Annotated in this window: 17 protein-coding genes; 5 read left to right on the top strand and 12 right to left on the bottom strand. The window is 42.0% G+C overall.

Annotation, left to right across the window (positions count from 1 at the left end; all coding sequences use genetic code 11):
• Positions 1–22 precede the first annotated feature (22 nt).
• The 5 genes from FE005_RS02650 (at position 23) to FE005_RS02670 (ending at position 6,278) form a co-directional block, all read left to right on the top strand.
• Positions 23–1,609: an ABC transporter permease subunit gene (locus tag FE005_RS02650; protein WP_003128126.1), complete on the top strand. Its 1,587-nt coding sequence runs from the start codon at positions 23–25 to the stop codon at positions 1,607–1,609.
• Positions 1,610–1,621: 12 nt separating this feature from the next.
• Entirely contained in the window at positions 1,622–2,356 is a 735-nt protein-coding gene (locus tag FE005_RS02655; RefSeq protein ID WP_003128125.1) for an amino acid ABC transporter ATP-binding protein, read from the top strand.
• A gap of 218 nt (positions 2,357–2,574) precedes the next feature.
• Positions 2,575–3,936, top strand: a complete 1,362-nt coding sequence (gene brnQ / locus FE005_RS02660; protein WP_103300766.1) for a branched-chain amino acid transport system II carrier protein — start codon at positions 2,575–2,577, stop codon at positions 3,934–3,936.
• A 108-nt stretch (positions 3,937–4,044) separates the two neighbouring features.
• Positions 4,045–5,550: a helix-turn-helix domain-containing protein gene (locus FE005_RS02665; protein ID WP_060813232.1), complete on the top strand. Its 1,506-nt coding sequence runs from the start codon at positions 4,045–4,047 to the stop codon at positions 5,548–5,550.
• A gap of 365 nt (positions 5,551–5,915) precedes the next feature.
• Positions 5,916–6,278 carry an iron chaperone gene (locus tag FE005_RS02670; RefSeq protein WP_138371282.1) on the top strand — a complete coding sequence of 121 codons (363 nt, stop codon included), beginning with the start codon at positions 5,916–5,918 and terminating at the stop codon, positions 6,276–6,278.
• A gap of 133 nt (positions 6,279–6,411) precedes the next feature.
• On the opposite strand, the gene FE005_RS02675 is transcribed toward FE005_RS02670, so the two are convergent.
• From FE005_RS02675 to FE005_RS02730, 12 genes are all read right to left on the bottom strand, one after another.
• The gene (locus tag FE005_RS02675; protein ID WP_138371283.1) at positions 6,412–6,774 is read right to left on the bottom strand and encodes a hypothetical protein; all 363 of its coding nucleotides are present in this window, start codon (positions 6,772–6,774) and stop codon (positions 6,412–6,414) included.
• Between the two features lie 111 nt (positions 6,775–6,885).
• Positions 6,886–7,344, bottom strand: coding sequence for a low molecular weight protein-tyrosine-phosphatase (locus FE005_RS02680; protein ID WP_138371284.1), 459 nt, complete (start codon positions 7,342–7,344; stop codon positions 6,886–6,888).
• Positions 7,345–7,346: 2 nt separating this feature from the next.
• Positions 7,347–7,916 (bottom strand): TetR/AcrR family transcriptional regulator, encoded by a 570-nt coding sequence (locus FE005_RS02685; protein WP_005470091.1) that lies wholly within the window; start codon positions 7,914–7,916, stop codon positions 7,347–7,349.
• 174 nt (positions 7,917–8,090) lie between these two features.
• Positions 8,091–9,548, bottom strand: coding sequence for a helix-turn-helix domain-containing protein (locus tag FE005_RS02690; protein WP_060813235.1), 1,458 nt, complete (start codon positions 9,546–9,548; stop codon positions 8,091–8,093).
• A complete protein-coding gene (locus tag FE005_RS02695; RefSeq protein WP_138371285.1) occupies positions 9,526–10,017 on the bottom strand; it encodes a hypothetical protein in 492 nt (163 codons plus the stop codon). The genes FE005_RS02690 and FE005_RS02695 overlap by 23 nt, the downstream gene beginning before the upstream one ends.
• A gap of 41 nt (positions 10,018–10,058) precedes the next feature.
• On the bottom strand, positions 10,059–10,859 hold the full coding sequence (locus FE005_RS02700) for a class A sortase (RefSeq protein WP_103300763.1): 801 nt from the start codon (positions 10,857–10,859) through the stop codon (positions 10,059–10,061).
• Positions 10,846–11,910 (bottom strand): DUF916 and DUF3324 domain-containing protein, encoded by a 1,065-nt coding sequence (locus tag FE005_RS02705; protein WP_138371286.1) that lies wholly within the window; start codon positions 11,908–11,910, stop codon positions 10,846–10,848. The genes FE005_RS02700 and FE005_RS02705 overlap by 14 nt, the downstream gene beginning before the upstream one ends.
• A gap of 71 nt (positions 11,911–11,981) precedes the next feature.
• Entirely contained in the window at positions 11,982–12,725 is a 744-nt protein-coding gene (locus tag FE005_RS02710; RefSeq protein ID WP_138371287.1) for a WxL domain-containing protein, read from the bottom strand.
• 13 nt (positions 12,726–12,738) lie between these two features.
• Positions 12,739–13,536, bottom strand: coding sequence for a WxL domain-containing protein (locus tag FE005_RS02715; RefSeq protein ID WP_138371288.1), 798 nt, complete (start codon positions 13,534–13,536; stop codon positions 12,739–12,741).
• Positions 13,537–13,550: 14 nt separating this feature from the next.
• Positions 13,551–14,264 (bottom strand): WxL domain-containing protein, encoded by a 714-nt coding sequence (locus tag FE005_RS02720; protein WP_060813241.1) that lies wholly within the window; start codon positions 14,262–14,264, stop codon positions 13,551–13,553.
• Positions 14,224–14,562 (bottom strand): LPXTG cell wall anchor domain-containing protein, encoded by a 339-nt coding sequence (locus tag FE005_RS02725; RefSeq protein ID WP_138371289.1) that lies wholly within the window; start codon positions 14,560–14,562, stop codon positions 14,224–14,226. The genes FE005_RS02720 and FE005_RS02725 overlap by 41 nt, the downstream gene beginning before the upstream one ends.
• A 17-nt stretch (positions 14,563–14,579) precedes the next feature.
• Positions 14,580–19,508, bottom strand: coding sequence for a hypothetical protein (locus FE005_RS02730; protein ID WP_138371290.1), 4,929 nt, complete (start codon positions 19,506–19,508; stop codon positions 14,580–14,582).
• Positions 19,509–19,835: the final 327 nt, after the last annotated feature.

Consider the following 19,835-nt stretch of genomic DNA (forward strand, 5'->3'; position numbering starts at 1 on the left):
CACTCGTGAAAGGAAAGAGAAAATGAAGAAAATGAATTGGTTTTGGGCATTTTTCGCCCTCTGTTTCACACTTGTCAATGTATCGATGACTGCTCATGCAGATGATCAAACTCCAGCTGATCAGTTTCGAGTGGGGATGGAAGCGGGTTATGCCCCTTTCAACTGGACCCAAACCACCGATGCCCATGGAGCGGTACCTATTTCTGGCGAGAAAGGGTCTGCCTATGCTGGCGGTTATGACGTTCAAATCGCGAAGAAAATCGCTGATGGTCTTGGCAAAGAATTAGTGATCGTCAAAACACAATGGGATGGCCTGGCACCTGCATTACAATCAGGGACCATTGATGCGGTAATCGCTGGGATGTCCCCTACAGCCGAACGACGGGAACAAATCGATTTTACCGATCCTTACTACGAATCGAACTTAGTCGTTGTCGTTCAAAAAGATGGTAAATTCGCAAATGCGAAAAGTTTAGCTGATTTGACAGGTGCAAAAATCACCGCCCAATTAAATACATTCCATTACACAGTGATCGATCAAATTCCAGAAGTACAAAAAGAACAAGCCATGAAAGATTTTTCTTCCATGCGCGTCGCGTTGGCTTCAGGCATCATTGACGGGTACGTCAGCGAACGTCCTGAAGGCGTCACTGCTACAGGGGCAAATCCTGATCTGAAGATGATCGAATTTGCCGAAGGTCAAGGTTTTGAAACCAACCCAGAGGATGTCCAAGTTGCCGTTGGTATGCGCAAAGGTGACCCCGATGTCCAAAAGGTCAACGAGATTCTAGCGACGATCCCTCAAAGTGAACGCACGAAACTCATGGATGCGGCTATTGAAGAGCAACCTGCGGACACCAGCGGAGATTCAGCGAATCAAGGTCTGCTGGCCGATTTCAAAAAAATCATCGATGACTATGGTTCTCTATTTTTACGAGGGGCAGGATTGACGCTTTTCATTGCGATCGTTTCTACTGTCGTCGGATTATTGATTGGTCTATTAGTCGGTGTCTTTCGGACGCTGCCAGCTGCTGAAAATCCTGTAAGTCGCTTTTTCCAAAAATTGATCAATGCATTATTGACGATCTATATTGAAGTTTTCCGTGGCACACCAATGATGGTACAAGCTATGGTCATTTTTTATGGGACTGCTCTAGCATTTGGTGTTTCCATGAATCGTACGATTGCGGCATTATTGATCGTTTCTATCAATACAGGAGCCTATATGTCTGAAATCGTCCGTGGCGGGATCTTTGCAGTGGATGATGGCCAATTTGAAGCAGCACAAGCAATTGGAATGACTCACTGGCAAACGATGTTCAAAGTTGTCTTGCCACAAGTTATGCGAAATATCTTACCAGCAACAGGTAACGAAATCATCATCAATATCAAAGATACTGCCGTATTGAGCGTAATCAGTGTCGCCGATCTTTTCTTCCAAGGAACATCGGCTGCCGGAACAAATTATCAATACTTCCAAACATTTGCGATCATCGGTGCAATCTATCTCGTTTTGACAATCTCTGCGACTCAAATTTTACGTTTTGTTGAACGCAAAATGGATGGTCCTAGTTCTTATGTCAAACTAGAAGATATCAACCCAGAATAAGGAGGAAGACAGATGTCAGCAATTATCGAAATCGATCATTTAAAGAAAAGTTTTGGCGACAATGTCGTTTTGAAAGACATTAGTCTTTCGGTCAATAAAGGTGAAGTCGTAACGATTATCGGCTCCTCCGGTTCAGGGAAATCCACACTGCTTCGGTGTATCAATCTTTTAGAAAAGCCAACCAGTGGAAAAATCATTTATATGGGCGAAAATGTCCTAGAAAAAGGATACAGCTTACCAAACTATCGGACTCATTTAGGGATGGTGTTCCAGTCCTTCAACCTTTTTAATAACATGGATGTTCTGGAAAATTGTGTCACGGGCCAAGTCACTGTTCTAAAAAGAAATCGCGCCGAAGCAGAAAAAATTGCTCGGGAGAATTTGGAAAAAGTCGGCATGAGCCGCTACGTCAAAGCAAAACCGGCTCAATTATCTGGTGGACAAAAGCAACGGGTAGCCATTGCCCGGGCATTGTCAATGGATCCTGATGTGATGTTATTCGATGAACCAACTTCAGCTCTTGATCCAGAGATGGTCGGAGAAGTTTTGAAAACGATGAATGCGTTAGCTCATACTGGGCTGACTATGGTCATCGTGACCCATGAGATGGGCTTTGCTAAAGAAGTCTCTGACCGAGTGATCTTCATGGACAAAGGTGTGATCGCTGAAGAAGGCACACCAGAAGAAATCTTTATCCATCCAAAAGAACAGCGGACGAAAGAATTTCTATCGCGGGTACTTAATTGATCCTGTGCTGAACTAGGGTACAAGTTGCAGACAAAATGATTTAGACGAACAGTCAGTGCCTTCCTGTCTTACAAGAGGGCATTGCTCGTCCTTACCGAATCATCTTCTTGTCGCTTGTTCCCTGGTTTCTTTTTTTGACCTGGATCAACTAAGAGTTGCTATTTGATCATTTTTTTGTTATTTTTTTTAAAACTAGAGAACTATAGGAGTAAGTTGATATGAAGAAAAAGTTACGTATTCAAGACTATTTGTATGTTGGTTCTATGTTGTTTGGTCTATTTTTTGGTGCGGGAAATTTGATTTTCCCAGTGCATATGGGACAAGAAGCTGGTAGTAATGTAGCCCTTGCCAATTTAGGTTTCTTAGTGACCGGAATTGGGTTACCATTCTTAGGCGTTATCGCATTTGGTCTTTCCCAAAGTACGGGTGTCTTCGAATTAGCTTCACGGATCAACCGCCGTTATGCCATTATTTTCACTGTGTTGCTTTATTTAGTGATTGGTCCTTTTTTTGCACTCCCTCGGTTAGCCACAACTTCCTTTGAGATTGGACTTGTACCCTTTGTTTCCCAAGATCTTCAAGCACCCTTGTTGGCCGTATTTTCACTATTATTCTTTGGGGCTGCATGGTGGTTCTCACGCAAGCCTAGTAAGATATTGGATTATGTAGGAAAATTCTTGAATCCCCTCTTTTTGGTATTGCTTGGCTTACTTTTAGTCTTTGCTTTTACGCAGCCAATGGGTACAATCCAAGAGGCACCTGTTTCTCCGCTTTACCAAGAACACGCCTTCTTCACCGGCTTCACAAATGGGTACAATACGTTGGATGCACTAGCCTCATTAGCCTTTGGCATCATTATTGTGACTGCGATCCGTAACATGGGTATCACGAAACCTTCCGAAATCGCGAAAGATACGATTCTTTCTGGCTCTATCAGTATCTTTCTGATGGGGATCATCTACACATTGCTTTCCTACATGGGAGCGATGAGCCTAGGAAAATTTGCGATCAGTGCCAATGGTGGGATCGCTTTAGCACAAGTAGCCAACCATTACTTAGGCCGCTCTGGAAGTCTGCTCTTAGCATTGATCGTCATTTTAGCTTGTTTGAAAACTGCGATCGGATTGATCACCGCATTTGCCGAAACCTTTGCAGAATTGTTTCCTGCAAGAAGCTACTTGTTTTTCAGTGCTGTTGCCAGCATTCTACCGGCGATCTTTGCAAATGTTGGTCTGACGAAAATCATTGAGTTTTCAACTCCTGTTCTGATGTTTGTCTATCCGCTGGCCATTACATTGATTTTGTTGGCGATCATTAGTCCATTGTTCCAGCATCGTGCCAGTGTGTACCGTATGACCACTTATTTCACCCTGGTGGCAGCCGTTATTGACGGATTAAATGCTTGCCCGGCATTGATTAGAGACACTGCTGTCGTTCAGCAGTTATTGAAATTTGCAGAGCAATACTTGCCGTTCTTCAAAATCGGCATGGGTTGGCTGGCACCTGCAATCATCGGTTTCATCATAGGTCTCGTTTGGGCTTGGTGCAAAAAAGAACCGAAATCCGTCAAAAATCATTAATTCATTAAAAATGACCTACCATTTTTGAAAGGTAGGCCATTTTTTTTGATAAAAGACTGACAGTTGAAACAAAAACAGGTACAATAGACCCATTAAAGGAGGATATTTATGTTTTACGAAGAACTTATGATGGATCCGCAAACGTTGATCAAATTTAAATTATTCCGGCGCATGCTTACTTTACAAAATCCAAATCATCCAATCGCGCAATTAGCCAAAGAAATGGACTTGAGCTATCAGCAAACATTCATTGAGTTGACTGAGATCGATCAAGATTTACACGAGTTGACCCCGGATCACTTGTCAATACTTGGACGTGGTGGCAAGCTGCAGCCCCAAAATATTGCGGCAACGATTGATGAGTACCGGTTTTATCTTTTGAACAAGAGCGTACCATTCTTATATGTTCTTTATATGCTGAATGAAGAAAATCCTACCATTACGGATTTTTGCAAGAAATATGATGTCAGCCGTTCAACAGTATCCCGAAAATTCGAACATCTAAAAAACCATTTGAAGCAGTTTCAATTGCGTTTTACTTATACAGAATCGAATCTCGTTGGCGACGAGCGCTTAGTGCGTCTTTCCTTATTCAATATCATTTGGTTAGGCGTCCGGGGGATCAAATGGCCTTTTGCCGTTTCTGAGTCTGATGCAGAAGCTTTCGTCGATGAGTTTGCTAGCTATTTTCCTATCTCTCGTTCTTATCTAGGGAAGCTAGAGTTAAAATATTTTGCTGCGTTGGTCCTTTTACGCATTAGAAAAGCGAATTTTGCCAAATACGACCGCCGTTATAATTTTTTGATGAAAAACAATCGCTATTATGATTTCAATCGCTTGCGTACCACGTTGACTGCCGATACTGAATTAACAGAAAAACAGCTTAAAGGAGAATCAAGTTTTATCTATTTGCTCTCCCAAATGCTACCCTTCTACTTGTCTGAGGAAGATCCTTCCTTGCAACAAACATTGACATTCTATACGACTAAACAGAATCCGATCTATCCGTTAGTTTCTGATTTCCTTGCCCAAATGAAACAGACCTATTTTGCTGGACAGCAGGAACTTTTAGATGATCCTATCTTGATTGGTAATCTAATCAATGCGACCTTTGGCAACTACGTCTTTCGACAACCGTTTCCTAATATTTACCGGCTGCTCACCCTTTCCATGGGACATGGTCTGCCACAGGAACAATTGCATCAGCATATCGATCAATTCTTTACCGACTATCGCTCTTCCAATAATGTAGACTATATCAATGACACCAATCAAGAACAGTTAGCAGCGATGTTTACTCACGTCTTGTTACCATTCTATGATAAGATCCGCTACGCCAATCGGCTGCATGTCGGTGTCGTTTTGGAAGACAACTTTTTACTTGTCCAATCCTTGAATCAATTTCTGCAAGACCTGACCTTTGTGCAAGCGGATCCTTATGATCCGCAATTGAAGGAAACCTATGATTTAGTGATTAGTTCCAATCAATTGATGAAAAAAATGAACCCAACGATGGCAACTTATCTATGGGATTATGCAGCTGCTGATGCTCAATACATCGATCTTTATCGTACGTTGAAAAAATACTTCAATGAAAAAAATCAGCACGTGTAACCGAATCGTTATCTTTTCTTAAGAACTTCCGAAAACTTTTGTCACAGAATATTCATATTTAGTTAGTATAGTATAAGCATACCAACAAACAACCCTAACACTTTTTCATTTTTAACTCCTTCCCGCCGGCCACCCACCGGCGGGTAATTTTTTGCCTCTTTTTCTCTAGAAAGCAATCTTTAAAACTTTCCAAGCTTTTCTCCACAAAAAATTCACATTTGCGGACTATAGTATAAGCATACCAACAAACAACCCTAACTAACACTTTTCATTTTTAACTCCTAGCCTGTCAGCCACCCACTGACAGGCTCCTTTTTTTGTAAAATTCCTTTCTGTAGTACAATCAATACAAAAAGGGGGGCTTTATGACAAACACCATTGAAACGGTTGATCAGTATATTGCTGGCTTTCCGGATCATTCCACTGTATTGCAGGAGGTCCGAAATTTGATCAAAACAGTCCTGCCGGATGCCGAAGAGCGGATTCGTTATCAGATGCCAACCTATTTCCAAACAGAGAATATCGTCCACTTTGCCTGTGCAAAAGAGCACATAGGATTTTATCCAACACCCTCTGCCATTCTTGCTTTTGAAAAAGAATGGCAGCCTTATAAGACCAGTAAAGGAACAGTCCGTTTTTCGTTTACAGAACCTATTCCTTATGATTTGATTGCTCGAATAACCGCTTGGCGTTTGCAAGAAGTTTTAGCGAAAACAACTACCGATTAACTAAAAAAGTGTAACAAAAAAGTCTGTGAGTGTAATAAAACAACGTCCTAAGATCAGCTTGATTGCTTCTTCCGCCTACATGGCTGCTATCTGCTGTCTTGGTCTCTTGTTTTACTTACGTCACAGACTTTTTTTACTTTTCGGGCCGCGTTGCTTTGACCTTTAATGTGCTGACCTTTAAAACGCTGGCTAAAGGGATCATACGAATTTGTTGCCGATCACTTTGCAGTTTCAAAACAACTTGTTCTTTCGCAACCGTTTTTCCAACGATCCAACCGGTAGCGGTTTCAAAACTGCCAACCTTCTCGGTTTTCACTTGTAAGACGACCAGATGTTTGTCACTGGCCGCTTTTTGCAAAATTTGCCGAATCTCATTGATCTTTTCAGTTTGATTTTTTTTATCGGCATTGTCACTGAAGAAAGTATCCAACAAGGTTGTCGAAGTCATGACAATCAACTTGCCCAGCTGTCTGATGGGAGATGATTTCTTTTCCATTGGTCTTTCCTTTCTGCTAACAGCAGCGGGTTTCTCTAAAACCGCACATACGTTCTCGTTTATTGCTTTTATTTTAACAAATTTTGAGGAAAAAACAAGCGAACATTCCCTTTATTGGGCAGCATTTTTCATTTTTTCTATCCAAAGGGGCAGTCCTGCTTGAATCAAGCGGTATGTTTGGTTGAAATCTCCTGTGTAATAAGGATCTGGAATATCTTCTCCCTCTCCAGGAACGACACTTAAGTACGTGTAAAGCTTATGCTGCGTACCTGCTGGAGCCATTGCTGACAGGTCCTCATAATTGTTACGATCCATGCCAATGATCCAGTCATAGGTTTCAAAATCCTCAGAAGTGATCTTGCGGGAAACCATGTTCTGCCAAGAAATCCCCGCATCTGCTAATAGTTGACGAGTTCCTTGATGAGGCGGATTACCCGCTTCCCATGAACTAGTGGCTGCTGAATCGATCTGCCAAGGCAATTGACGTTCTGCTATTGCTTGCTTGAAAAGCCCTTCTGCCATCGGTGAACGACAAATATTTCCTAAACAGACAAATAAAACTTTCGTCATGATTATTGCTCCTCTTTTTGATAAATTTGATAAGAAAAAAATTCCACATCTTTTGCCAAGCGAAAGAGTTGGGTCGCGATTTCTAATGGCATTTCCGGAAAATCATCACGAATCCAAGTTTCTAAGATTCCACTACAGCCATAAGAAAAGAAACGGCTGTAAAAAGCAATGTCTTGTTGCGACAATTGTTGCTCTTCATCAACTTCATCAAACAAGCGCTGAAATAACGGCTCCGTAATTTGATAAAACTCACTCATCAGAATATCCCGGTCATAAGTAACAGATTTCCGATAGAAGGTTCCGTTTTGCCGCATCGCCTTCAACATTTTCAAAGCTGCTTCTTCCCAATTATCTAGCGAAATGTTTTCAGATGTTAGATAAATCAGCGCATCTGTTTTGTAGATCCAACGAATCAAAGCTTTTTTATCCGGGAAATGATAATAAAAGGTTTGTCGATTGATCTGCGCCTTCTCAGCCAGCTCTTGAATGCTGATTTTGTTTAATTCTTTTGTCTCACAAAGTTCAACGAATGTTTGACCAATGACTGCTTTGGTTTGATTCCCTTCTGCCATGGTACACCTCTTTTTCAAATTCTCTCCTTATCATACCAAATTTCCAACTAAAAAAGTATTCTTGCAGAAAAAATCCCAGCTATTTCACTAGCTGGGATCAAAAAAAGAGCTGAAAACAATTTCAGCTCTTTTTTTAATAATGCAATCCTTCACGTCCCAATCGGTTGGGTGAACTTATTTCTCAAATTTTTTTTTCAAAAATTCTCTGCGGATGCCCACGACTTTCTCGGTAAAGTTGACCCAATCCACTGGACGCGGCGGCGCCAGCCACAAAATATGATTGATCCCCATTGCCCCATAAAAAGGCATGTTTGAAAGAGTCAGATGAGTCTTTTCATCCGGAAAACTTTGAAACTGAATATTCAAATCGAGAATCTTTTCAATATTGTTGCGAATCATTTGATTATACGAACGACCATAGGAGAAATCGACACATACATAGAGAGGAACAGATATTTCTTTTAATGGGATCGTTGAGATCAATAAAATCAGATAGCGAAAGAATAAGAATTCCTTATTGTTCCACAAAATTGGTCGATTCCGGTTGGCTTCAAGGTAGTTCCGACAAAAAGCCACATATTCAGGGTATGTTTCCAAAAAGTAGGTGACGTCCAAATGCTGATACTCACATCGAGAACTGAAAGAAAAAGAAAGCAGTTGGTAATGAATGCTCGTCAATTCAGTTGTAAGTAATGCCAGAAGTTCTTGTGAAAGAGTGAAACGTCCACTAAGTTCTGTATAGAAATGTTCATTTAATTGCGTGATGTAATGATTTTGATCAATGTAACGGTCATTTTCTATTAACCAGCCTTCAACGATCAAGAAACGCAATATTTCCCGCGCTTCCCGCTCTAACGTAGCAAGACTCGCCATAGGAACGATCTTAGACAACCACGTCTTCAGCTCTTCAATGATCCGTAAGTGTTCTGCATTAATCAATCCGTCTTCGACGGTATTTTGCAGGAAATGACCATTGCACATTCGGGTAATAATGATTCCTAAGTATTGTTCTTTGCGGATCTTCATTCGAGCAGATTGCTGTGGATTCAACCAGCCTTGACTATTAAGCATATCGAATGTCTTTCTTTTCGTCTCGATTTCTTTAGGAAAAACCGATTGATTCAAATAGTATTCTTTCATAAAAAACAATAAGATGAATTCTCTTATTTCATTTTCTTCACCGGTCAATCGAAATTCCTTTGTCACCTCAATGTCATAGTCGTTAAGGATCTGCTTGAATTGTTTAAATTCCTTATAGACAGGCGTATGGCTCAAAAAATGGTTCGTAGCGAATTCATAAAGTGAAGAAAGCTGTTCAAAAAAACACTCTTTCAGCATGGAAAATTTCAAGGACTGGTCTAAATAGTAGGTCAAAACTGTATCAGAGGTTGCCAGACCCGAAGCATTTAATTTGATCACTGTCCCATCAGTCACAATGCCAAATTCGTCATCCAAGCCAAATTCATAGAAGTCTGTATTTAATTCTTGAACGGTTTTGTTGATCAGAAATTCGGACATTGTCAGATTATCCATCAATGTCTCTTTTGTCTCGGATAAAGAAACCGCATTTTCCAAATATTGAAGCAGCACCAATTTTCGCTTATCCGCTTTATTCAAAAATGTCAAAAACATGCGTTTTCAGGCCTCCATCATTCTTTTGCCCATAAAGGACACTTCCGGTAAATAAATAGCACAAGCTCGTGAGATAAGACGGCTTGTCGTTGCCATCACCATCTGAATCATCATCTGGCATCGCTAGGTCGACCGACAGACTATTTGCAAGGAAGATATCTTCGACCGTCACGCGTTTTGCCAGCTGCTTGCCATCAGCCAAAAACGGTTTTGCTATATTCGACAATGGCTGTACCTTTTGATTGTTCTCTTTTGATTCGGGTTCTTCCTTAGGCGATGCTGGCTCTTCTTTTTTTGGTGCCTTCTTATCGACAGGCGACTCGTTTATTTCCGGAGGATCTTTCGGAACGATTTCTTCTGAAGTATTTAACGGATTGTAAATGGTAGCGAATACGACCTGTTCTGTGACCAGATCGATCATTCCGATAATAATACAGGCTCCTAAAACAAAGCCAAATTTGCGTTTCATTGATCATTTCACCGCCTTAAAATAGTTGTATCTGGAATCAATCACTTGGATCTGTCCCCACGCGCCATCAATCGATGGGCATACCAGAGACACCCGCACATAATTAGGAGAAACAGGAGAAGAAAGAACCAGCTTTTTCTTACTTGCCGCTGCCAAATCTGTTTTTGATATTGCCTGCTCTTCCACTGCTGACTCTTTTCAACGGTTTTCTCTGATTGCTCCGCATTTTTTGAAAGCGTGAAGGTCGGCTTTGCCGAAATTACCAATCGCTCATCTGTCCTAGAAGGTGTAGGACAAGTGATCAATGTTAAAAGGGGCTGCTGATTTTCAATCACTGTTAAATCTGTTTCATTGACTTGCTTGACTTCGTCAATCGTATAGGTTTGCGTTTGGTCTAAATAAGTGACACTCACTTCCATGCCGGTTTCAGCTTGCTTCAACAAACCGAACAATAAACTTTGTCTGCCTAAATGATGGCCTAAGATCACAAAGTTATCTTGGGTCAGCGTTCGCTTTGGAAACATCACAACACCGCCTTGCAGCAGCTGTTGATTCGTCAGTTCTACCAAAAGAGGTTGCTGAAATTGGAGCGCTTCAATCGATACGAATCCATAGGCAGTCAATTCCGCTGGTTGAGGCGTAAGGACATCTTCCATCGTTGGAATCTGAATCTGCTCTTCTTCCATAAATTCATCAGGTAATTGATCTGATACGATCAATTGCTTTTGTCCTAACTGGATCCCGATAAGATTTTCTTTGAGAAAAGGGAGAGAGAGAAAAATGAACCCGCAAAGAATCAGTCCATCGATCATCACTTTCCAAAACCAGTTACTCTGCTTCATTCTTTTTCTTTCGGCGATACCAAATAATCAGAAATGCAATGATCAATAAGAGCAAACCAATCAAAAGATACAGCCATGTGTTATCTTCTTCAATGGTGACATCTTTTCGATTGAGATCCCGCGCAACATCACCAGCTACTGTAAACTCTTTTTCAAATTCCCATTTGTATAAATATGTTTCTTCTTCATCGCCATTCTTGACTTTATACTGTCCTTCATCATTTTTTCCGCTGTAGGCAACAGATTTCAATACGTACGTACCTGCTTCAAGCTTTTGGCCTTCCAATGAGATGGGGTAGGAGAAATGGGAATTCGGTGCCATCTGCATACCAGAAGTATCAGAAGAATAGCGGCTGTCGCTTTGACCTTTTTTAGTGACTTCGTTGATCAAGCGAAATGAATTCAAATAGGTAGCTGTCGGATTTTGTAAAGTCACATTGATTACATTGCGGGCATTCACTTGACTTGGTTCGACGGCTAACAAATTCAAATCTGGAACGACTTCATCCGTTGTTTGACGCAGCAAAATCGCGACGACATAAGCATATTCATTTTTGATAGCTAATCCTTGCTCCTCGGACTGATCAGAGGATTCTTCCTGCTTTTCTTTTAATGTCAAGCCCCCGGAAATCATGCCTGTAAAAGATTCTGAAGGCATGCTTATTTTTAAAGGCACTGTCACTTGAGACTGTTTAGGAATGGTGATGGTCTCTGCAACATCTACCAAATCTTTCAAATTGTGCTTTAAGGTTTCATCAGGTTCGATATCATTCTGACCGTATTCAACAACACCGTTTAGATTGGTCGTTGCGGAAGCGATCTTCGGTTCGATTACCACGTCTTTATCCGTATCATTTCTTAATTGAACCTCCACCGTTTGAACAGATCCTGGCGACATTTTCAAATCAAAATAAGTTTTAGATTTGTCTATTTGGTTCTCTGGTATGACTGGATTTACTGCAAAATTGAATTCAGAGGCCATGCCCTTTACCGAAATAAACAAGAAAAGACTTGCCAAAATTAGCGTAACGAGCTGTTTACTTTTTTTCATGATGAATTTTTTCCTCTCTATCTATGTATCGCCCTTAAATGTCAAAATCATACACCTAAGGGCGCTGACTGCTATGGATTTGTTGGTGTATCTGTTAGCAACCAGGTAAATGTGGTACTGTATTTCGCGGCATATTTCGTTGTTGAGCCTGGTACTTCTAATTCAATACTATCTACGGCTGCAGATAAACTGTCGCCCCAGCTCATGAGATAAGTACCGGCCCCTTCCCCTTCTTGGGCACTCATAACTAATGATTCAGCACCATTGGGATTCAATGTAATCACGCTTTTAAAATTAGAAGGTTTTGGTGATTCCGATGGGGTAACGATCGTACCGTTATTCAAGCGAATTTGAGCTGCTTTTAATTCTTGGTCTTCTGCCGTTTTAAACTGACCATTTTGTTTGACATGCAATGTCCAGCCACTTTCCGTTCCCCGGTTGTCTGTGACTTGCACAAAATTCGGTCCTTCTTGCTCCGCACCTGCTGCATCCACATATTTTTGCAATGCAGCATGGTAGATCTCCGTTTTTGAAGTGATTTTTTGCGTGCCAAAATACAAACTGGAGGCAAAATCGATCGATAACGGCCCATTGGTTCCTGGTTCAGGTTTGCCATCTGGTGTTGTTGGATCGACTGGTTTGATTGGATTTTCTGGATCTGGGTCTGTTGGACTAATTGGATCCGTTGGCTCTGTATTTGGTTCAAAGACGATTTGTCCATTTGAATGATAAGCTGCCACTTCTGCTGCCTGAGCAGTGATCGGTATTGTCAATCCCAATCCTACGAATGCTACTGCGGTTACTAATTTTTTCATTTTTTTCTCCTTCTTATACTTCATTTCCTGGTGTATCTGATAATGTCCAAGTCAGCGTTGTTTCATAGCTGACCGCATCTTTTGGCGTGTTGCCAGGTACGGTTAATGAGATCGCTTTAGTGATCGCTGATTCAACTTCTTGACCATTGCTGTCATTTTCTCTCACTGTTTCGACAGCTCCCCAAGCGTTGACCCAAGTTCCCGCACCAGATTGAGCAGCGGCTGTCATCACGATTGCTTCAGAACCGCTCGCATCTAATGTGATCGTCTCCGTTGGAACCGGTGCAGTCACCCCTAGCGCATTGGATTTTACAGCAGGTTCCGTTAATTTAATGACTGAACCTGTTAATTCTTGATTTAATGTGTTCTCATTTTTGAATTGACCATTTTGTTTTACAGTCAGACGCCAGCCAGCATTATTTCCCCGATTATCTGTGACTTGTACATAATTTGCTGTTTTCAACATTGCTGCCGTCCCATCATCGTTCAAGTATGTTTGTGCTCGAGCGTAATAAGTTTCATTTTTATTCGAGATTTTATTGACCCCAAAATCCAAACTTGACGCATAATCGATCGATAATGGCCCGTTTGTTCCTGGATTCGGCCCATCTGGATCCGTTGGGTCGACAGGATTCACTGGCTTTTCTGGATCAGGATTTTCCGGATTGACGGGATTTGTAGGATCGGTATTGGGGATAAAATCAACCGCCCCATTTGACCGATAAGCCGCTGTTTCTGCTGCGGACACATTCACTGCCCCCACAGTAATGCCTAAAGCAATTCCCACTCCTACGAATGCTCTTTTTTTCATTTTTCTACTCCTTCTTATTCAGTCCCTGGTACATTTTTGAGGTTCCAAGTCAACGTTGTTCGATATTCTTTGGCTAACTTCACGGAACGACCAGGAACGTTTAATTTTACAGCTTTCGCTCCTTCTGATGCATCAGCACCAAACCGATAGATCCAAGTCCCCATCCCCTTGCCTACTGGAGCATTCACCAAGTTCATTTCACTATCAGGGACAAATGTATGGTTCTCCACCACAGTTGGTGCGTAGTGCATATCTGTCACGGAAATCGCTGTTCCGTAAGAAATTGACAATGAAGCACCTTCTAGCACTTCATTCTGTGCTGTCTTAAATTGACCGTTCTGTATGACGCTAAGAGACCAGCCTTCTTGAGTCCCCCGTTTATCTGTGACTTGCACATAATTCGGTCCTGCTGAACCTGAAGTGAATTCTTGTAGCTTTGCGTAGTAATCCATTGTTTCTGATGTGATCTTTTGATTACCAAATTGGAAACTGGAGGCAAAATCAATTGACAATGGACCGGCTGTCCCTAGATTTGGCCCATCTGGGTCTGTTGGATCGACCGGGTCAACCGGTTTTTCAGGATCGGTAGGATCCACTGGTTTAGTAGGATCATTATCCGCTTCAAAAGTGATTGCTCCATTTGATGTATACTCTGCTGCAACTGCAGTAGTCTGCAAGAATGCTGAACTAATGAGGACGATACCCGCTGTTAATAAAATCTTTTTCATTTCGTATGCTCCTTTTTGATAAAATAACTAGTGCTGCCAACAAACAAGCTCCCCCTGTGAGTTGCATGGTACTGTAATAATCAGAACCTGTTGCTGGCAAGATTTGATTCCCTCGATGGTCGAATTGTTGATTTCCCGGTACTTTTACCGGTGGTTCTGGATTTTCTGCCGGATACTCATAAACGCCATAAAATGACGTTACTCCATTGCTGTCATATGCGCCTATCTCAGCAGCTAAGGTAGTTGCAGAAAACAAGAATAACCAGCCGAGCATACTTCCAATAATGATTTTTTTCATCTTTCCTCTCCTGCCATTTATGGATTTCCAGGGGCAGATACTAGTTGCCAAGATAATGTTCCGCTATATTCGCCTATTTTTTGCTTTTCTACCGGAACAACTAATTTAAGACCTTTATTCGCTGTTTCTCCCCAATCTTGATTCACATGATAGTCGCCGTTTTCTGTCAATTCCGTCTCTTCAACGATAATTTCCCCATTTGTTAGTAATTGCTCTTCCCCATTTTTTACAAAGAACAACGTATTTTCTAAATGATCTGTCCCATTACTCAAGCTCTGCTGTTCTTTCACAGTGAGCCGCCAAGGACTTCGTTCAGATCCTCGTGTATCTTTGACAATCAAATCTCCTTGAATGTCAGGCCAATACGTTTGAGTGGTGGTAGTGATTTTTTGTGCCCCAAAATCGATAGTTGTCGGTACACTGCTCAAGGTCAACTCACCAGCGATCGCCACATTCACTGTTTTTTCAGCTGTTTGCCCATTTTCGGTGAAATGATACGTAGTTGTGACATTTTTTAACAGCTCTTCTTCGCTTGTTTGCTGGATCGATTCGAGTGCTTCTGGTGCAACTTGCGGCAACTGCTCGTCTCGACCATCAGCAAAAATCATTGCGGCTTCCGTATATGCTGCTAAATCAGCTTGATTCGTGATAGCCGTTGCTTCCCCTAAAGTCAAGCGGCTATCTTTGGCAAAGACAGCGAATTGCCGATTGCTTGCCAAGGCACTCTCATTTTTCACGACTACCAGATTGACTGCTTGTTCTACAGATGATTGATTTGCTGCTCCTGCTTTGAATGAAACAAGATGCTTGCGAGAAGTTGCTGACCCCAATGGTTTTTGAATCTCTGCTATTGCTTCTTCCGTCAGACTATCTGTAAAGAATGGGCGTCCTTGTGCCTGCAAATAGTCCAGTGCATCTTCTTTAGTGAGGTTCTCAGCTTCTTGTTCTGTAATGATTGCGTTCTGAGCACGAAGTTCAGCTTGATTCGAGTAAGAAACCTTCACTTGATAGCTGTATTCACCATCGGGAATCTGCCAATCGACTGGATCTGAAGACGATTGTTCTGGGATTGTTTCTGTCGCACTAGTAACTTTGCTTGACTGGATCTGTCCAGCATAAAACCAAGAACCTGTATTCTGGGTTTCTGGTGTAAAGGTCAGTGTCGGTAAATTTGACCCAGTATATGGAATAAGCAGCCGCCCTTTTTGAACCTGGATGCCAGCAATATCTGTTCCCCATGCTTGAATCACAAGTGGCGCATTATTTTCTTTAACGTCTGTCACGTCATGAGTAATTGAACCTTGCCCATCAGCGATACCGGGCATTTCGACTTCATAGTCGATCACTGAACCAGGAATCGCAATTCCGTAGCCATTGACCCCCGTCACATCATTGTCCCCAATGAATGTTTTACCAGTCGCTTTTTCGATGCCGCTAAAAGTGATTGGCGTGATCGGCGTCGCATTGTTTGCAACTGGATTGATAGTCAATACTTGGTAGCTTGTGACTTCTCCAAACCAAGTGCCCTGACTTTTTACTCGTGCTGCAGCATCATTCTCCGTATTTTTGATCCAAGTCAAATGATCTTTTTTTGAATCTGGCACTTCAAAATCGGAAAGGTTGATCCGACCAGTACCCGGAGGAGATTCAATGGTTGCCTCATCTTCGATGGTTAACTTACTGCCTGAAATCATGTTGTTTGCTGAAGAAATTCCAATACCGGCATTTTTCGACAGCTGGATCGTCCCAAACTGGTGATAAGTCGTACTATGGTTGGCCGCTGTAGCTGAGCGCCCATTTTTGATATCCCCACCGGTAGCCATCAATGTCAATCCGTTAGTCACAGTTAATTCGGTAAAATTCACGAGACCTAATCCTGTCATAGATATGGGCTCATCTTGGTAAGCATTGGTTCCATCTACATTCTCGCCAAAATTCATTTTGACTTGATTGGTGCTGTTAGCAACGATTGCATTGGTGAAATTGTCCGTTGCATTTCCGCCAGAGATCCCATTGATACTTTTCGCCCCTTGAATACGCATCTCTACATCGCGCAAAATCTGATTAGAGGAAATATTCGAGTAATAGGTGGTATATAAATTACCAATACTGGAATCTTCCGCTTGAATGTTCATCATGATCTTGCCGCTTCTCGTATTGCTAGCAGTTCGGCCGCCATCCCCATAAATCGTGGCACCGTTCAAGACATCCGATCCTGGTTTTGTATAGATGTTCAGCGTAATCGTATTGGATGTATCTGTTCCGACAATATTTGTACTGTTGAATGGATTTCCACCTGAAATATTGGTCCCGCTAGGCAGCTTAAACTCACCGTCATAATTTCTTAAATCCAATGTTAAACTTGCATTTCCCAACAGTCTGCCATTGTTAGTCACACCACCAGAAAAACCATTAGAGCCAGTTCGTGGGGTACCAGAAAAGTTCCCGCCGAAAATCCGATTATTCGAATTTCCGTTGATCGTATGAGAACTGGCAACACCATAGGATGCTCCCATTGAGGCGTTGATCACTCCATCGTAAACCGTTACTGCTACATCGCCACCGATCAGAAGATCGTCCCAACCGCCGCCAGACAAGAACCAATCCACTTGTCCGTTATTGACCGTCGTTTCACCATTACCATAGACTCTTCTACCGGTATAGCCAGTACCTTCAAGGGTGTCTACGATCCCTGAGTTCAATGTATTCGATGCATTTCCTTCAATAACTCCAGAGAAAGAGCCGCCATAGGTCCAGCGAGCAACCGTATTATTTAGAATTGTTTTAGTATTCCCTTTGATATAGATGTCCCAGGCAGTTCCTGGATAGCCGCCACCCCCGACAATATCCCAGCCAGATAGTTCCCCTCGATTTTTGGTTGTTGTGGAATAAGCAAGGTTGGTCGGTTTTGATCCTTTATAAGCAATACCGTCTCCACCTGGACTGCCATCTGCTGTAATCGACCCCACTTCAATCGTGGTATTCCCATCAATATAACCGCCGCGACCTGCAGCTGTAGTATATGTTGCACCATTTGAAAAAGAACCGCTGACCAGATGGGAGGTAATATTGCCGTATACTTTGAAACTTGCTCCCGCTTCTGCTAATTGAGCCCGTTGTGCGGGAGTATAATTGTCGTAAGTCGTTGTATTCGAAGCTCCCATCGAACTTTGTGAGAGCGTGCTGACATTGTTCCCGCCGCCGCCATTGAAATCACCGATCCCACCGACACTGGCGCTAGGACCCGCTTTGACCGTATTTACGATGTTTCCATTGATTGTGCCAGAGTATCGATTACCACCTTCAAAAGTTGCCCGGCCTGTAGAATAGAGACTCGAATCAAGATTCGTTACGATGGCATCTTTAGCAGGTTCCGAGCCAATATTTCCATAATAGGAACCGCCGATAAAACGATTGGCTGTCCCAGTCCAGCCTCCACTACCGGAAACAGTGCTGTTGATTCTACCGTCGATCGTTCCATACTGAACCCCTCCGACAAACGTTCCCAACCGAAAATTGGCATTTTCTGTAGCAATCGTCGTTTCAACATTCCCAGTCACATTGGCTGCATTTGTAGCACTTGATCCAACACCACCGCCATAATAGTTTGTCAATGTGCCATTCAATTGCTTGATCGCTACTTTTGTATTGCCATCGATCGTTCCAACATTGGCTCCCCCTGCAATGGTACTTATCCCAGAGACGGTATTGTTTACGTTGATCGTTACATTCCCCTTCAACGTTCCGCCGCTTTGGTTGCCCCCATAAATATTCCAAGTACCTGAACCCGTGTTATTCACATGGATCGTCGGATTGCCTTCCAGATCCCCACTGTTTGTGCCACCATATATCGTAAAGCCATTTCCAACGGCACCCCCATTGAGGAAAAGACTGTGCCCGTTCATGTAAATCGTCGATCCCCTATAGTCGATATTGCGAAACACGATATCCGAGCCAAAATAATTATTCGTTGAGAAATCAACCCGTCGACTGCCTGAAGCCAATGTTGTCGCATCTGTGATGGGATCGTTAGCATGACCAGTTAATATCAAGCGACTAACTTTCCCTTGTAATGCATAAAACGTGATATTGCTACTGTCTACTGTGCTTGGTATTGTTTTGGCTGTCAGATCAGCCGGTAAAGTCAAGGTACCCCCTGATCCGACATACAAAGCAAACTCACCGCCATTGCCATTTTGATACATATCAAACAAGGCTTGCCGAAAGCCATCGACACTATTTGCATACTCAGCGTAAGTTTCCCCATCGCCTGCAGGACTTGGAACGGCAACAAGTCGTGAAGGATCTGCACTTGCAATAATATCTTTGATGGACAGGTCTACTAAGGAACCGCTAGACCGGACACTCACGCCCTGTTTAAAAACTGCTTGCAGGATCTGATCATGATCTAGGTCCACGTTTTGCAATGCTTCATTACTATAAATTTTTCCTTCTAGCTGCCAGCCTTCAAAGGATGCCGGATTTTTAAAGGAAGGAATGTCCGTTGCTGTAAGACGTTCCCCTTTTTTCTTGCTGATTTGAAGGCTTGTTTCTCCTGTTTCCAACAAACGCCCTTCAGCACTTTTGAAGGTTATCGTCAGTTTTTCTGACTCTTGTGAAGAACTAGTAACAGATTCTTGGGAATGAGATTCAGATGCTGAATGTGGTGGCGATTCATCCGATTCTGCTGTTTCAGTCGCTTCAGATGTTTCGTTTGTTTCGTTATCCTGACTTGCGGTACCTTCACTGCTTTCACTGCTACTTTCTTTGTTACTCGTGTTACTTTCCTTATTATCTATATCGCTAAGCTTTTCTAACTCGTTTAAAGCATCCGTTGTTTCACTTTTTTGCGCGATACTTTCTGCATGTGCAACTACCTCTGTGTATGAAAAACAAGGAGAAGATACTAATAGAAAAACAAGAAAATTGGTTAAAAAACGATTCACTTTATCCCTCCTGACTGAGTGAAAATGAGTAAAATATTGCGCAATACACGCATTATGCTATCCATAGTCTATATCCAAATAAAAAAAGGATTATAATTTTTTTTTCATCCATTCCAAAATTATGATTATAAATTGACATCCTAACCGCTTGTTTCTTCTCATTTTTGGCCTTGTCAGGCAGTTTGTTTGACATTTACTTGAAATGCTTGGAAAGGATAAATTTAGAGTTAATTTCACCTAGCATACTAAAAAATCGTAAGAGTTCAAGAGATATAATTAGAATAAGATTATAAAAATCACATAATAAAGCAATCTTTACCACTGAAA

Source organism: Enterococcus sp. M190262 (genome assembly GCF_005843965.1).
Lineage (GTDB): Bacteria > Bacillota > Bacilli > Lactobacillales > Enterococcaceae > Enterococcus_D > Enterococcus_D gallinarum.

What these genes read in the sequence shown, in the direction of transcription:
- FE005_RS02725 (WP_138371289.1), bottom strand. Translation starts at nt 14,562, where the DNA reads ATGAAAAAAATCATTATTGGAAGTATGCTCGGCTGGTTATTCTTGTTT.
- FE005_RS02670 (WP_138371282.1), top strand. Translation starts at nt 5,916, where the DNA reads ATGACAAACACCATTGAAACGGTTGATCAGTATATTGCTGGCTTTCCG.
- FE005_RS02675 (WP_138371283.1), bottom strand. Translation starts at nt 6,774, where the DNA reads ATGGAAAAGAAATCATCTCCCATCAGACAGCTGGGCAAGTTGATTGTC.
- FE005_RS02700 (WP_103300763.1), bottom strand. Translation starts at nt 10,859, where the DNA reads ATGAAGCAGAGTAACTGGTTTTGGAAAGTGATGATCGATGGACTGATT.
- FE005_RS02715 (WP_138371288.1), bottom strand. Translation starts at nt 13,536, where the DNA reads ATGAAAAAAAGAGCATTCGTAGGAGTGGGAATTGCTTTAGGCATTACT.
- FE005_RS02650 (WP_003128126.1), top strand. Translation starts at nt 23, where the DNA reads ATGAAGAAAATGAATTGGTTTTGGGCATTTTTCGCCCTCTGTTTCACA.
- FE005_RS02655 (WP_003128125.1), top strand. Translation starts at nt 1,622, where the DNA reads ATGTCAGCAATTATCGAAATCGATCATTTAAAGAAAAGTTTTGGCGAC.
- brnQ (WP_103300766.1), top strand. Translation starts at nt 2,575, where the DNA reads ATGAAGAAAAAGTTACGTATTCAAGACTATTTGTATGTTGGTTCTATG.
- FE005_RS02705 (WP_138371286.1), bottom strand. Translation starts at nt 11,910, where the DNA reads ATGAAAAAAAGTAAACAGCTCGTTACGCTAATTTTGGCAAGTCTTTTC.
- FE005_RS02685 (WP_005470091.1), bottom strand. Translation starts at nt 7,916, where the DNA reads ATGGCAGAAGGGAATCAAACCAAAGCAGTCATTGGTCAAACATTCGTT.
- FE005_RS02720 (WP_060813241.1), bottom strand. Translation starts at nt 14,264, where the DNA reads ATGAAAAAGATTTTATTAACAGCGGGTATCGTCCTCATTAGTTCAGCA.
- FE005_RS02665 (WP_060813232.1), top strand. Translation starts at nt 4,045, where the DNA reads ATGTTTTACGAAGAACTTATGATGGATCCGCAAACGTTGATCAAATTT.
- FE005_RS02695 (WP_138371285.1), bottom strand. Translation starts at nt 10,017, where the DNA reads ATGAAACGCAAATTTGGCTTTGTTTTAGGAGCCTGTATTATTATCGGA.
- FE005_RS02710 (WP_138371287.1), bottom strand. Translation starts at nt 12,725, where the DNA reads ATGAAAAAATTAGTAACCGCAGTAGCATTCGTAGGATTGGGATTGACA.
- FE005_RS02690 (WP_060813235.1), bottom strand. Translation starts at nt 9,548, where the DNA reads ATGTTTTTGACATTTTTGAATAAAGCGGATAAGCGAAAATTGGTGCTG.
- FE005_RS02680 (WP_138371284.1), bottom strand. Translation starts at nt 7,344, where the DNA reads ATGACGAAAGTTTTATTTGTCTGTTTAGGAAATATTTGTCGTTCACCG.